Source organism: Corallococcus sp. AB045 (assembly GCF_003668895.1).
Classification (GTDB): Bacteria; Myxococcota; Myxococcia; order Myxococcales; family Myxococcaceae; genus Corallococcus; species Corallococcus coralloides.
Genome location: NZ_RAWN01000206.1, coordinates 1 through 16,111, shown reverse-complemented (window position 1 = coordinate 16,111; position 16,111 = coordinate 1). Strand labels below are relative to the sequence as shown.

Below are 16,111 nucleotides of genomic sequence, written 5' to 3'. Positions count from 1 at the left end.
CTTCCCCGCTTTCCCCCGAGCGAGACATGACGACCGAGCACCCCGGCTCCCCTTCCGCCTCCGCGCCGAAGTCCCCGGCGAGGCCCCGTCGCAGAGCGCCGCCCGTGGTGCCCGTTCCCCGCGATGCGTTGCTGCCACTCTCCTTCGGGCAGCAGCGGATGTGGTTCATCGAGCAGCTCACGCCCGGGGGCATCTCCTACAACGTCCCGTACTTCGCGCGGCTCACCGGCGCGCTGGACATCCCCGCGCTGGAGCGAGCGCTGGCCGTGCTGGTGGAGCGGCACGAAGCGCTGCGCACCACCTTCGCCGTCGTGGACGGACAGCCGGTGCAGCGCATCGCGCCTTCGCTGCCCCTGCCGCTGCGAGTGGAGTCCCTGGAAGCGTTCCCCGCGTCCGAGCGGGAACACGCCCTGCGACAGGCCGCGGAGGTGGAGGCACGCGTGCCCTTCGACCTGGGCGCGGGGCCGCTGGTGCGTGTGCGGCTGTTGCGGCTGGGAGAAGCGGAGCACGTGCTGCTCCTGATGCTGCATCACATCTGCTGCGACGGCTGGTCGCTCACGGTGATGGAGCGGGAGCTTCAAGCGCTCTATGCGGCCTTTCGCGCCGGCACGACGCCCGCGCTGCCCGCGATGCCCGTGCAGTACGCGGATCATGCGGTGTGGCAGCGGCAGTGGATCCAGGGCGAGCACCTGCGGCAGCAGCTGGAGTGGTGGCGGGGAGAACTCTCTGGAGCACCCGCCGCGCTGGAGCTGCCCACGGACCGTCCCCGTCCCGCGGCGCAGTCCACGCGGGGCGCGGTGTACCGCCACGCGCTGCCTCCGGGGTTGGGCAAGGCGCTGGAGGCGCTGTGCCGCAAGCAGGGCGTGACGCTGTTCATGGCGTTGCTGGGCGGCATGCACCTGCTGTTGTCGCGGCTGAGCGGCCAGGACGACATCGTCATCGGCTCCCCCATCTCCGGCCGCACGCGCCAGGAGGTGGAGCCGCTCATCGGCTTCTTCATCAACACCCTGCCCCTGCGCGTGCGGGGTGAAGGCGCGCTCGGCTTCGGGGAGCTGCTGCGCCGCGTGCGCAAGACGTGCCTGGACGCGTACGCGCGCCAGGAGGTGCCCTTCGAGCAGCTGGTGGACGCGCTCCAGCCCGAGCGCGACCTCAGCCGCCCGCCCCTGTTCCAGGTGTTCTTCACACTCCAGCACTCGGCCGTGCCCGCGCTGGAGCTGGAGGGGCTGCGCACGTCCGAGCTGCACTTCGAACCGGGCGTGTCGCGCATGGACCTCACCGTCTTCCTGCGCGAGACGCCGGAAGGGCTCGTGGGGCTCTGGGAGTACAGCACCGACCTCTTCGACGCCGCGACGGTGGCGCGCTTCGCGGAGCACTACACGCGCCTGCTGGAGGCCGCGGTCGCGGAGCCGGAGCGCCCCGTGGCCACGCTTCCACTGCTCACCGCACAGGAACGGCGGCACCTGCTCGACCAGGGGACGGGAGCCGCCGTCCCCTACCCTCGGGATGCGTCCCTGCCCGCGCTCTTCGCGGAGCAGGCCGCGCGGACGCCCGGCGCCGTGGCCGTGGAAGCGGGAGGCCAGCGGCTCACGTATGCGGAGCTGGAGGCACGGGCCAACCAGCTCGCGCACCACCTGCGTGCGCAGGGCGTGCGGCTGGGAACGCCGGTGGGTCTGTGCGCGGGCCGGTCGCTGGAGATGGTCGTGGCGACGCTCGCCATCCTCAAGGCGGGGGGCGCGTACGTGCCGCTGGATCCGGGCTATCCCTCCGAGCGCCTGGAGCTCATGGCGCGCGACGCCCGCATCACCGTGCTCCTGCTGGAGCAGGGACGCGAGTCCTCGCTGAAGGGGTTGGCATCACGGGTCGTGGTGCTCGACCCATCCTGGCGGGACTTCGAGGACCAACCGAAGGCCGCGCCCGGCGTGCATGTCCCCGCCGAAGCGCTCGCATACGTCATGTACACATCCGGGAGCACCGGGCGGCCCAAGGGCGTGGGCGTCCCCCACCGGGCCGTGACGCGGCTGGTGAAGGGCGTGTCCTATGTCCGGTTCGGCGCCAAAGACGTCGTCCTCCAGCTGGCCACCACGTCGTTCGACGCCGCGACGCTGGAGCTGTGGGGCGCGCTGCTCAGCGGCGCGAAGCTGTTCCTCTATCCGCCGGTGACGCCGTCGCTGGAGGAACTGGAAGCGACGCTGGAGCGTGAACACATCAGCGTGCTGTTCCTCACCACGGCGTTCTTCGAGCAGATGGCGCTGAACCGGCCCGCGGCGCTCGCTCGCGTGGGACAGGTCCTCACGGGCGGCGACGTGCTGTCCCCGCTGGCCGCGCGCAAGCTGCTGGACGCGGGCCGAGCGGTCACCAACGGCTACGGCCCCACGGAGAACACCACGTTCTCCGCCACGTATCAGGTGAAGCGGGACCTGGACGCGCGGATGCCGGTGCCCATTGGCCGTCCGCTGGAGAACTCGCAGGCGCTGGTGCTGGACGCGCGCCTGGAGCCGGTGCCGCCCGGCGTCGTGGGCGACCTGTACGTGGGAGGCGACGGCCTCGCGTGGGGCTACCTGGACAGGCAGGACCTCACCGCGGACCGCTTCGTGCCCCATCCCTTCAGCGATGTTCCCGGTGCGCGGCTGTACCGCACGGGCGACCGTGCCCGGTGGCTGCCTTCCGGTGAGCTGGCGTTCATGGGGCGCGCGGACACGCAGGTGAAGCTGCGCGGCTTCCGCATCGAACTGGGAGAGATTGAAACCGCCCTGCGCCACCTGCCCGGAGTGGAGGACGCCGTGGCGGAGGTGCGCGAGTACGCGCCCGGCGACAAGCGGCTGGTGGCCTATGTGGCCGGCGCAAGCGTGGACGTGAACGCGCTGCGTTCGAGCCTGTCCGCCCAGCTGCCGGCGCCGTTGGTCCCAGCCGCCTTCGTGAAGCTGGACCGGCTGCCGCTGACGCCCGTGGGCAAGGTGGACCGAAGGGCGCTCGCCACGCCCGTGGGCGACGCGCTCACGGAGGACGCCTACGTGGCGCCCGTCACCCCGACGGAGACAGCGGTGGCCGAGGTCTGGGCCGCGCTCCTGGGCCGCACACGCGTGGGCACGCAGGACTCCTTCTTCGAACTGGGTGGGCACTCGCTGCTCGCGACACAGGTCACCTCGCGATTGAGGGAGACGTTCCAGGTGGACCTGTCCGTGCGCGCGCTGTTCGAGGCGCCCACGGTCACCAGCCTCGCGGCGCGCATCGATGCGCTGCGGAGAGAGAGCAGCCGGATCCAGTCCCTCCCGCTGGTTCCCGGTCCCCGGGACGGCTGGTTGCCGCAGTCATTCGCGCAGCAGCGGCTGTGGCTCATCTCGCAGCTCGACACGCTGGGGTACTCCTACAACGTGCCCATGGTCACGCGGCTGCGGGGCGCGCTGGACGCGGACGCGCTGGAGCGGAGCCTCGCGGAGGTCATCCGGCGGCACGCGGTCCTGCACACCACGTTCGACGAGGTGGACGGCCAGCCGGTGCAGCGCATCGGGCCACCCTGGGACTTCAAGCTGGCGAGGACGGACGCGGAGGCCGCGAAGCTCCCGGAGCAACTGGCCACGGAGGCACGACGCCCGTTCGACCTGCGGCGCGGCCCGCTGATGCGGGGGCTGCTCCTGCGCGTCGCTGACGACGACCATGTGTTGATGCTCGTCATCCACCACATCGTCTTCGACGGGTGGTCCATCGACGTGCTCCAGCGCGAGCTGAACGCGCTCTACCCCGCACGCGGCCAGAGCACATTGCCGCCCCTGTCCCTCCAGTACGTGGACTACGCGCGGTGGCAGCGTGAGTCGTTCCAGGGGGAGGAGCTGGAGGACCAGCTCACGTGGTGGCGCGAGGCGCTGGCGGGGGCACCGCCCGTGCTGGACCTGCCTACCGACAAGCCGCGGCCGCCCGTGCAGACCTTCCAGGGCGCGAACTTCGAGGTGCTGCTGCCCCAGCCCCTCCACGGCTCGCTCCAACTGCTGGGCCAGCGCGAGGGCGCCACGCTGTTCATGACGCTGCTCGCGGGGTTCCAGGCCCTGCTCGCGCGATACAGCGGCCAGGAGGACGTCGTCGTCGGCTCGCCCATCTCCGGCCGCAATCGCCGTGAGGTGGAGGGGCTCATCGGCTTCTTCGTCAACACGCTCGCCCTGCGCGCGGACGTCTCCGGCTCACGCTCCTTCCGGCAATTGCTGCGCGGTGTGCGCGAGAGCTGCCTGGGTGCCTTCGCGCATCAGGACCTGCCGTTCGAACAGCTCGTGGACGCGCTCAAGCCGCCGCGAGACCTGAGCCGGACGCCCCTGGTGCAGACGATGTTCGTCCTGCAGCGGGCCGCGACGCCGCTGTCCCTGCCCGGCCTCGCGGTGGAGGACTTCCCGTTCCAGTCGGGCGTCTCCCGCTTCGACCTCATGCTGTTCATGCGGCAGACACCACAAGGGCTCGTCGCCTATTGGGAGTACAACTCCGCCCTCTTCGAGGAGGCGACCCTTGTCCGGATGGCCGGGCACTACGTGCGGCTGCTCGAAGGCGTCACCGCGAACCCTGAGCAGTCCCTCGCGGAACTGTCGCTCCTGTCGAGGGAGGAACGCGAGCAACTCCTGGTCGCGTGGAACAGCCGTGAGGACCGGCTCCCCGCTCCTGGGCTGATCCACGTCTGGGTGGAAGCACAGGTCGAACGGACACCGGAAGCGGTCGCGGTGACGAACGGGACGGAGTCGCTGACCTACGCGCAACTGGATGCGCGCGCCAATCAACTCGCGCACCACCTCATCGCCCTGGGCGTCACGCCGGGTAGCTCCGTCGGGCTGTGCATGGAGCGCTCCAACCTGGACATGCCCGTCGCCGTCCTCGCCACCCTCAAGGCCGGCGCCGCCTACGTCCCGCTGGATCCGAACTATCCAGCGGAACGTCTGGCCCTGATGGTGGAGGACACACGCGCTCCGGTCGTCCTCGCCCATGAGGGCTTCGTGCGGGCGCTGCCACCGGCCACCTCCGCGCGCATCGTGACGATGGAGACCGTCTCGCTGGCGTCCCGTCCCACGTCGTCTCCGCACGTGAGGCTGTCGCCCGAAGCGGTCTGCTACGTCGTCTTCACCTCGGGCAGCACCGGTCGGCCCAAGGGCATCGCCATGTCCCACCGGGGCATCGGCAACATGCTCGCGTGGCAGACCCGCCGCGCAGTGCGTGCGAAAGCCACCACGCTCCAGTTCGCCTCGCTCAACTTCGACGTCTCCTTCCAGGAGATCTTCGGCGCCTGGTGCATCGGTGGCCGCCTGCTGCTCAGCTCCGCCGAGCTGCGCCGCGACCCACCGGCGCTGCTGCGCTACCTCACCCAACACCGCGTGGAGCGCCTCTTCCTGCCCTTCGTCGCGCTTCAATCCTTGAGTGAAGCAGCGCGCACCGCGACGGAGCTGCCCCCGCTCAACGAGGTCATCACCGCGGGCGAGCAACTCCAGGTGACACCCGCCATCGTCGCTCTCTTCGAACGGTTGCCCGGCTGCGTCCTCGAAAACCAGTACGGTCCTTCGGAAACCCATGCGGTCTCCGCGTGGCGCGCCTCGGGCATCCCGAGCACGTGGCCCGCCCTGCCTCCGGTGGGAACGCCGCTGCCTTCGGTCCAGGCCTACGTGTTGGATCCGCGCCGCGAGCCCTGTCCTGTCGGAGTTCCGGGCGAGCTGTATGTGGGCGGTGAAGGGCTCGCGCACGGCTACCACGGCCGGCCAGACCTCACCGCGGAGCGCTTCGTCCCCTCCCCGTTCAGCTCCACGCCGGGTGCCCGCCTCTACCGCACGGGCGACAAGGCCCGCTGGCTCTCGGACGGACAACTGGAGTTCCTGGGCCGCCTGGACGGTCAGGTGAAGCTGCGCGGCTTCCGCGTCGAGTTGGGCGAAGTGGAGGCGGCCCTGCGCGTCCTGCCCGACGTGCGCGACGTGGTCGTCGTGGTGCGCGAGGACACACCGGGCCACAAGCGACTGGTCGCCTACGTAGTCCAACCGGAAGCATCCTTCTCACCGGAGGCACTGAGGCAGGCGCTGGCACGACGGCTGCCGGAGCACATGGTGCCCTCCGCACTGGTGCGCATGGACGCGCTACCGCTGGGCCCGAGCGGCAAGGTGAACCGCAACGGCCTGCCCGCGCCCAGAGAAGAAGCCGCGGACGACACCGGGTTCCTGGCGCCGATGACGGCGGTGGAGAAGGTGATCGCCGACATCTGGGCGTCCCTGCTCGTGGTGCCGCGCGTGGGCCTGGAAGACCACTTCTTCGAGCTGGGTGGGCACTCGCTGCTCGCCACGCAGGTGGTCTCCCGGTTGCGAGAGGCCTTCCAGGTGGACCTGTCCCTGCGCGTCCTCTTCGAGGCGCCCACCGTCGCGCAGCTCGCCGCGAGGTTGGAGGAGCAGCTTCACGGCGCGAACCGGAAGGCCGTCCCGCCGCTGGTGCCCCAGCTTCGCGGCGAGCTCGTTCCGCAGTCGTTCTCCCAGCAGCGGCTGTGGTTCGTCTCGCAGCTGGACACCAGCGCGCACGCCTACAACCTGCCCCTGGTCACCCGGCTGCGGGGACGGATGGACACGCACGCGCTAGAGGACGCGCTCAACGCCCTCATCCGGCGTCACGAGGTCCTGCGCACCACGTTCGACGAAGTGGACGGCCAGCCGGTGCAACGCATCGGCCCCGCGTGGAAGCTCGCCCTGAAGCAGGTGGACGTGGAGCCGCGCATTCCGCTCCAGCGCCAGGTGGAGGCCGAAGCGCATGTGCCCTTCGACCTGCGGCGAGGCCCCCTGCTCCGGGCCACGCTGCTCCGGATCGCGGACGAGGATCAGATCCTCATCCTCAACTTCCATCACAGCGTCTTCGACGGGTGGTCCATCGCCTTGCTCCAGCGGGAGCTGGATGCGCTCTACCTCGCCCGGAGCCAGGGCACGGAGGCCGCACTCCCGCCCATCTCCATCCAGTACTCGGATTATGCGCTGTGGCAGCGCGCGTGGTTGCAGGGCGACGTGCTGGAAGAACAGGTGGCGTGGTGGCGCGAGCAGATGGCGGGGGCACCACCCGTGCTGGACCTGCCCACCGACAAGCCGCGTCCGCCCGTGCAGACCTTCCGGGGCGCGTACATCGAAGTCCCCTTGCCACCCGCGCTGACCAGCGCCCTCGTCTCCATGGGCCAGCGCGAGGGCACCACGCTGTTCATGACCCTGCTGGCGGGGTTCCAGGCCCTGCTCGCGCGCTACAGCGGCCAGGACGACGTGGTGGTTGGCTCGCCCATCTCCGGCCGCAACCGCCGTGAGGTGGAAGGACTGCTTGGCCTCTTCGTCAACACGCTCGCCCTGCGCGCGGACGTTACGGGTTCGCGCTCCTTCCGCCACCTGTTGCGCGGCGTACGCGAGAGCTGCCTGGGCGCCTTCGCGCATCAGGACCTGCCATTCGAACAGCTCGTGGAGGCGCTCAAGCCGCCACGCGACCTGAGCCGCGCGCCGCTGGTCCAGGCCCTCTTCGTCCTGCAACAGGCGGCCGTCCCCTTCTCGTTGCCCGGGCTCCAAGCGGAGGACGTTCCGTTCCAGACAGGCGTCTCCCGCTTCGACCTCATGCTCTTCGTGCGCGAGTCGGAGCAGGGGCTGACGGCCTTCTGGGAATACAACACCGCCCTCTTCGAGGAAGCGACCCTCACCCGGATGGCAGGGCACTACGTGCGGCTGCTCCAAGGAGCGGTCCGCCATCCCGAGCAGCCCCTGTCGGCCCTGCCACTCCTCTCCGAGGAGGAGCGACGCCAGGTCGTCGTGTCGTGGAACGCCGCGAAGGACGTCTCTTTCGAGCCCGGGCTCATGCACCGCTGGGTGGAGGCACAGGCCGAACGGACACCGGAAGCGGTCGCGGTGACGAACGGCGCGGAGTCACTGACCTACGCGCAACTGGATGCACGCGCCAACCAACTCGCGCACCACCTCATCGCTCTGGGCGTCACGCCGGGTAGCTCCGTCGGGCTGTGCCTGGAGCGCTCCAACCTGGACATGCCCGTCGCCGTCCTCGCCACCCTCAAGGCCGGCGCCGCCTACGTCCCACTGGATCCGAACTATCCGGCCGAGCGACTGGCCCTGATGGTGGAGGACACGCGCGCTCCAGTCGTCCTCGCCCATGAGGGCTTCGTGCGGGCCCTGCCACCGGCCACCTCCGCGCGCATCGTGACGATGGAGACCATCTCGATGGCGTCCCATCCCACGTCGTCTCCGCACGTGAGGCTTTCGCCTGAAGCCGTCTGTTACGTCGTCTTCACCTCGGGCAGCACCGGTCGACCCAAGGGCATCGCCATGTCCCACCGGGGCATCGGCAACATGCTCGCGTGGCAGACCCGTCGGGCGGTGCGCGCGGAAGCCACCACGCTCCAGTTCGCTTCGCTCAACTTCGATGTCTCCTTCCAGGAGATCTTCGGCACGTGGTGCATCGGTGGCCGCCTGCTGCTCAGCTCCGCCGAACTGCGCCGCGACCCACCGGCGCTGTTGCGCTTCCTCACCCAGCACCGCGTGGAGCGGCTCTTCCTCCCCTTCGTCGCGCTCCAGTCACTGAGCGAAGCAGCGCGCACCGCGACGGAGCTGCCCCCGCTCAACGAGGTCATCACCGCGGGCGAGCAACTCCAGGTGACCCCCGCCCTCGTCTCCCTCTTTGAACGGCGGCCCGGGTGCATCCTCGAAAACCAGTACGGTCCTTCGGAGACGCACGCCGCCAGCGCATGGCGGGCTTCAGGGCCTCCTCGCACCTGGCCCGCGCTCCCTTCGGTGGGAACACCGCTGACCAACGTCCAGACCTACGTCCTGGATGCACGCGGGAATCCGAGTCCCGTCGGCGTCCCTGGGGAGGTGTTCATCGGAGGTGAAGGGCTCGCGCACGGCTATCACAACCGGCCAGACCTCACCGCGGAGCGCTTCGTGCCTTCCCCCTTCAGCTCCACGCCGGGCGCACGCCTCTACCGCACGGGCGACAAGGCCCGCTGGCTCTCGGACGGACAGCTGGAGTTCCTGGGCCGCCTGGACGGTCAGGTGAAGCTGCGTGGCTTCCGCGTCGAACTGGGCGAAGTCGAGTCCGCCCTGCGCGCCCTGCCCGACGTGCGCGACGTGGTCGTCGTGTTGCGTGAGGACACACCGGGCTTCAAGCGGCTGGTGGCCTACGTGGTGCAACCGGAAGCGGCCTTCTCCGCGGAGGCGCTGAGACAGGCACTGGCGCGACGGCTGCCGGAGTACATGGTGCCTTCCGCCCTGGTGCGCATGGACGCGCTGCCCCTGACGCCCAGCGGCAAGGTGAACCGCAACAGCCTGCCCGTTCCGACGGAAGAGGCCATCCCCGGGACCGTCTACGTGGCCCCGGTCTCCGCGGTGGAGAAGCTCATCGCGGACATCTGGGCACCGCTGCTGGGTGTGCCGCGCGTGGGCACTCAGGACCACTTCTTCGAACTGGGCGGCCATTCGCTGCTCGCGACCCAGGTGGCCTCCCGTCTGCGCGAATCGCTTCAGATGGAGCTGCCCGTGCGAGTGCTCTTCGAAGCCCCGACACTCGCGGACCTGGCCGCGCGAATCGAAGCCCTGCGTCAGGAAGCCCATCCCGTCAAGGCACCGTCCCTGGTGCGCACGGAGGCCGGAGACTCCGCGCCCCAGTCCTTCCCGCAGCAGCGGCTGTGGTTCATCGACGCGCTCGCACCGGGCGGGTTCGCCTTCAACGTTCCCTTGTTCATCCGGTGCAAGGGACCGCTCGACGTGGCCGCGCTGGAGCGGTCACTCGCGGCGCTCATCGACCGTCACGAGTCCCTGCGCACGGTGTTCGCGGAGGCGAACGGCCAGCCCGTTCAGCGCGTCCTGTCCTCGGTCCCCTTCTCGCTCGCCTTCGAGCGGCTGGAGGACGTGCCGCCCCAGCAGCGCGACACCGTCCTGCGCCAGCGGGCCGAGGAGCGGATGCGCCACGTCTTCGACCTGCGCTCGGGTCCACTGCTGACGGCGACGCTGCTGCGGCTGGACGCGGAGGACCACGCGCTCTTCCTGCTCATGCATCACATCATCACGGACGGCTGGTCCACGGACGTGATGGGGCGCGAGCTGGGCATCCTCTACGACGCCTTCACGCGGGACCAGACGCCGCGCCTGCCGCCGCTGCCCATCCGGTACACGGACTACGCCCGCTGGCAGCGCGCGACGTTGCAGGGCGAAGCGCTCGACGCGCAGCTCGCGTGGTGGAAGCGGCAGCTGAGCGGGGCGCCCCACGCGCTGGAGCTGCCCACCGACCGGCCGCGTCCGCCCGTGCAGGCCCAGGCGGGCGCGGCCCACATGGTGCGGATCCCCGCCGCGGTGGACGCCGCCGTGCGCGAGCTGTGTCACCAGCAGGGCGTCACGTCCTTCATGGCGCTGCTCGCGGGCTTCCACGCCCTGCTGTCGCGCTACAGCGGCCAGGACGACGTGGTGGTCGGCTCGCCCATCTCCGGCCGCAACCACCGCGAGGTGGAGGGGCTCATCGGCTTCTTCGTCAACGCCCTGCCCCTGCGCGTGAAGGTCTCCGGCGCCGAGTCCTTCCAGGTCCTCCTCGCCCGTGTTCGCGAGACGTGCCTGGGCGCGTACGCGCACCAGGAGGTGCCCTTCGAGCAACTGGTGGACGCGCTCCAGACGCCGCGAGACCTGAGCCGCACGCCCGTGTTCCAGGCCGTGTTCGCGCTCTTCAAGGACTTCCCCGGCTTCCCCCTGCGAGGGCTGGAGACGGCGCCGGTGCCCTTCGATCCAGGGCTCGCGAAGCACGACCTCACCCTGTTCATGCGCGAATCCGCCACCGGGTTGCTGACGCACTGGGAATACAACACCGCGCTCTTCGACGCGGCGACGGTGGAGCGCATGGCCGGGCACTACCTGCGCCTGCTGGAGCAGGTGACGCGAAACCCGGAGCGTCCGCTCGCGTCGCTGTCGCTGCTGACGGAGGCGGAGCGCCAGCAACTCCTCGTCGAGTGGAACAACACCACGCTCGATGTCCCCTCGGACCTGCGCGTGCCCACGCGCATCGCGGAGCAGGCTCGGCTGAGGCCGGAGGCGCTCGCGCTGGCGGGCGACGGGCAGCGGCTGACGTTCGGGGAGCTGGAGGCCCGGTCGAACCAGCTCGCGAACCTGCTGCGCACGCAAGGTGTGATGCCGGAGACCGTGGTCGCCCTGTGCGTGGACCGCACGCCCGGCTACGTGTGGGGCGCGCTGGGCATCCTCAAGTCGGGCGGGGCCTATCTGCCCATGGACCTGACGTGGCCGGAGGCCTGGTGGCGGCACGTGCTCACGGACAGTGGCGCGCGCATCGTCGTCACGCGGCAGGCCTTCGCCTCCCGCTTCGAGGGATGCGGAGTGCGCGTGCTCTGCCTGGACGCGGAGCCAGCACTGGAGGCACAGGCAGTCACCGCGCCCGGCGTGACCCTGCACGCGGAGGCGATGGCCTACGTCATCTACACGTCGGGCAGCACCGGCCGGCCCAAGGGCGTCGCGGTGACACACGGGACGTTGGCGAACCTCGTCACGGGGCTCGGCACGGCGGCGGGGATTGGATCGGGAGACCGGGCCACGCTGCTGACGGGGCTCGCGTTCGACGCGACCGTCTTCGAGACCTGGCCGTCGCTCTCGCATGGCGCCAGCCTCCATCTGCCCACGGACGAGGTGCGTGCGGAGCCCGCGCGGCTGGTGCGGTGGCTCGCGGCGGAGGGAATCACGCTCACCACGCTGCCCACGCCCATGGCGGAGGCGGCGCTGGAGCAGCCATGGCCGTCCGGCATGCCGCTGCGCCGGGTGCACGTGGCCGGTGACGTGCTGCACCGCCGTCCGGGGCCCTCCGTTCCGGGACAGTGGCTCAACTGCTACGGCCCCACGGAGAACACCGTCATCGCGACCTCCGGCGTCGTGAAGCCCGAAGCGCCCGAGGGCCTACTGCCCCCCATCGGAAGCCCGGAGCCCAACGTGCGCGTGTACGTGCTGGATGGCACGGGACACCCCGTGCCGGTGGGCCTGTGGGGCGAGCTGTTCCTGGGAGGCGCCCAGGTGGCACGCGGTTACCTGGGCCAGCCCGCGCTCACGGCGGAGCGCTTCGGACCGGATCCATTCTCCCGCGAGCCCGGCGCGCGCCTGTACCGCACGGGCGACGTGGTGCGGTGGCTCGCGGATGGGACGCTGGAGTTCCGGGGCCGCGCGGACTCGCAGGTGAAGCTGCGGGGCTTCCGCATCGAACTGGGCGAGGTGGAGGCCGCGCTGCTCTCGCAGCCCTCGGTGAAGGAAGCAGTAGCGCAGGTGCGAGAGGACGTGCCGGGACAGCGCCGACTGGTCGCGTACCTGGTGCTCCGCGAAGAGGCCACGTTCGCGGTGGACGCGCTGCGGGCCTCGCTGCGCCGCTCGCTCGCGGAGCACGCGGTGCCGTCGGCGTTCGTGGTGTTGGAGCGGCTGCCCCTCACCGCGAACGGCAAGCTGGACCGCAAGGCCCTGCCCGCGCCGGACGTGCACCGGCCCGAGCTGAGTGAGGACTACCGCGTCCCCGAGGCAGGCCTGGAGCAGACGCTGGCCGCGCTCTGGGCCGAAGTGCTGGGACGGGAGCGCGTGGGCGCGAGTGACAACTTCTTCGACCTGGGCGGCAACTCGCTGCTGCTCCAGTCCGTGCACGCGAAGCTGGAAGCGCAGGTGGGCCGCAAGGTCCCGCTGGTCACGCTCTTTCAGTACCCCACGGTGCGCGCGCTCGCCGGACACCTGTCACCGCCGAAAGACACGCCACCGGCGGCGGCTCCCGCACCCGCGCAGGACCCGGGAGCACAACGGCGGGACAACCTGCGGCGCATGGCCCAACGGCGCGGACGTCCGGGTTCCAGCTGAGCGTCTCGCTCACGAAAGGAAGGCCGCGAGCTTCGCGCCCAGCCCTTCGGCGTTCCCGCCCGTGAGCATCGACTGGTGGTCGCCGGGCACGGTCTCCACCCGGACCACCGCGCCCGAGTCCAGCCATTCGAGCTCCACGTGCTTCGGCATGTGCTCGATGACCGTCGCCGCGCGGAAGAACTGGAGGGTGCCGCCCTCGAAGCGGGGCATGGGGTAGTCGCGCAGGGCCGTCATGTTCGCCTCCCAGACGCGCACGTAGCGCCGCTGCTGCTCTGGATCCGCGAGGACCTGCTCCTGCGCGAAGCCCACTCCGCCAACTCGGGCTCGGGCGATGTCCCCGGGGCCCGGCGTGTCGAGCATCGCGCACAGCGGCACCACGTGGCCTTCCGCCGTCAGCCGACGGGCCATCTCGTAGACCACCGCGCCGCCGAACGACGCGCCCACCAGCAGGTACGGACCCACGGGCTGCAACGCGCGCAGGCCTTCCAAATAGGCCGTCGCCATCTCGTCGACGGACGTGTGCAGCGGCCCGTCTGGCTCCAGCCCCCGGGACTCGAAGGCGTAGGCGGTCCGGCCCGCGTCGATGGCTCGCGCCAGGTCGCGGTAGAACACCGCCTGACCTCCGGCCGCGTGCACGAAGAAGAGCGGCGGACCGCGAGTGCCCTGCTGGAGCAACGCGACCCCGGGGGGCAGGGACCGGCCCTCCTCCCGTCCTCCCAGCTTCCGGGCCAACAGCTCCACCGTGGGCGCGGTCAGCATCTCCTTCAGCGCGAGCCGCTTGCCGAAGCGCTCGGAGATCATCGCGAGCAGCCGGAGCGCGACCAGCGAGTCGCCGCCCAACGCGAAGAAGTCGTCGCGGATGCCCACGTCGTCCAGGCGGAACAGCGTCTGGAAGCACTCGACCAGGGACTGCTCCGTGGCGTCACGGGGTGCCACGCGCTCACCGCGACGGGGAGCACTTCCCTTCGGCTTCGAGGAGCCGGTCGCCTTCGCCTTGGCCGCCATGGCGTCGCGAGTAACGGGGCTCGGCGCGGCGTCGTCCAGGCTGTAGTGCTCGCGGTCGAAGCTGTAGGTCGGCAGGTCCACGCGCCGACGCCGCTCGCCGTCCCGGATGCGTTCCCAGTCCACGTCCACGCCCGCGGCCCACGCTTCGCCCAGGGCCGCCAGAGCGCTCCCGGGCGCATCGCCCTTCGTCGGCAGGGTGGCCAGCACGGGCTGCGTCTTGCGCGCCGGATGCTGCCGCGCGAGCGCGGTGAGCGTCGTGCCCGGGCCCACTTCAATCAATGCTCGGTCGCCGGATTCCAGCAGGCAGCCCAGCGCGTCGGAGAAGCGAACCGTGTGCCGCAGGTGCCGTACCCAATAGTCCGGCGACGTCGCCTCGCGCTCCTGGAGCCACCGGCCGGTGAGGCTGGACACGACGGGCAGCGAGGGCGCGCGGAGCTTCACGCGGGCCACTTCACGCGCGAAGCCTTCCAGGTACGGCTCCATCATCGAGGAGTGCGCGGCGCGCGCGTAGCGCACCCGCTTGTGCTCGATGCCCCGCGCCGTCAGCGCCTGCTCCGCGGCCTCCAGCTCCGGCAGCGGTCCGGAGAGGACACAGGTCTCCGGGCCGTTGATGGCCGCCACCGACACGGCCGGCCCCACGAGCTCCGAGACCTGCTCCACGGGCGCGAGCACGGACACCATCCCGCCCGAGGGCATCGCCTCCATCAACCGTCCGCGAGCGACGACGAGGCCCAGCGCCTCCTCCAGCGTGAACACACCCGCGAGGCACGCGGCCACGTATTCGCCGAGCGAGTGCCCCAGCAGCGCCTCCGGCTTCACGCCCCACGACAGCCACAGCTGCGCGAGCGCCCAGTCGCAGACGAACAGCGCGGGCTGGGACCACAGCGGCCGGTCCAGCTCACGGGCCGCCGCGTCGAAGCGCTCGGGTCCGGCGAAGAGGATGTCGCGGAGGTCCGCGCCCATGGGACCACGAAGCCACTCCGAGCACCTATCAATGGCCGCGCGGAACGCGGGCTCACGAAGGAACGACTCGCCCATGTTCACCCGCTGCGCACCGCCGCCCGGGAACAAGAAGGCCACGCCGCGAGACTCGCCCTCGTCGAACACGGTGCGGATCCGAGGAGGCGCATCCTCACCGGCGGAGGACCGCCCCTCCAGGAGCGCCGCCGAGTCCTCGCCCTGGCGGACCACGACGAAGCGGCGCCACGGGAAGCGCGCACGCCCCACCTGCAACGTATGAGCGACGTCCGCGAGCCAGGCGCCCGAGGCCCCCTTCACACGCTCCGCGAGCGCCGCGGTCATCCGCTCCAGTGCCCCCTCCGTCTTCGCGGACAAGAGCAGCACCTCTTCCCCGCGCCGGGGCGCATCCGTCTCTGGAAGAGCCGGCGCCTCCTGCAACACCACGTGCGCGTTCGTGCCCCCAATCCCCAGCGCCGTCACCCCCGCGCGCAGCGGCAACGGGCCCTCCCAAGCACGCGTGCTCCCCACCACCTGGAAGGGACTGCCCTCCAGCTCCAGCATCGGATGCGGCTTCGTGAAGTTCAGCGTCGGAGGCAGCGTGCGGTGCTCCATCGACAGCACCGTCTTGATGACCCCCGCCACGCCCGCCGCCGCGTCCAGGTGCCCGAAGTTGCTCTTCACCGCGCCCAGGCCACACGCGCCCGGCGCAGCCCCCTGGAACACCTGCTTGAGCGCCGCGACCTCAATCGGATCCCCCAACGCCGTCGCAGTCCCGTGCGCCTCCACATAGGACACGTCCGACGGCGCCACCCCCGCCACCGACAGCGCCTCGCGGATCACCGCCGCCTGCCCCTGCACCGAAGGCGCCGCGAACCCCGTCTTCGCGCCCCCGTCGTTGTTCAGCGCCGTGCCCAGCACGATGGCGCGGATGCTGTCCCGGTCCGCCACCGCGTCCGCCAGCCGCTTGAGCACCAGCATCCCCACGCCATTGCCCACCGCGGTGCCCGCCGCGTTCACGTCGAAGGGCCGGCAGCGCCCATCCGGCGCCAGGATGCCGCCCTCCTGGTTGCGATGCGCTCCCAGCTGCGGCGTGCGGATGGACACGCCTCCCGCGAGCGCCAGGTCGCACTCACCCGCGAGCAGCGACTGACAGGCCAGGTGCAACGCCACCAACGACGTGGAACACGCCGTCTGCACCGTCATCGCCGGACCCGTCAGGTCCAGCTCGTACGACACCCGCGTGGCGAGGAAGTCCCCGGAGAGCCCCAGCGCCTCCCCGGGGACTTCATCACCAC

The 16,111-nt window shown here is 70.9% G+C and carries 2 protein-coding genes; one reads left to right on the top strand and one right to left on the bottom strand.

Going from position 1 to position 16,111, the window contains the following annotated elements; genetic code table 11:
• Positions 1 to 104: 104 nt before the first annotated feature.
• On the top strand, positions 105 to 12,851 hold the full coding sequence (locus tag D7Y21_RS33790) for a non-ribosomal peptide synthase/polyketide synthase (RefSeq protein WP_158627394.1): 12,747 nt from the start codon (positions 105 to 107) through the stop codon (positions 12,849 to 12,851).
• 9 nt (positions 12,852 to 12,860) lie between these two features.
• On the opposite strand, the gene D7Y21_RS33785 is transcribed toward D7Y21_RS33790, so the two are convergent.
• Positions 12,861 to 16,111, bottom strand: a 3,251-nt coding sequence (locus D7Y21_RS33785) for a type I polyketide synthase (protein ID WP_121717868.1), incomplete at its 5' end; no start/stop codon positions are given.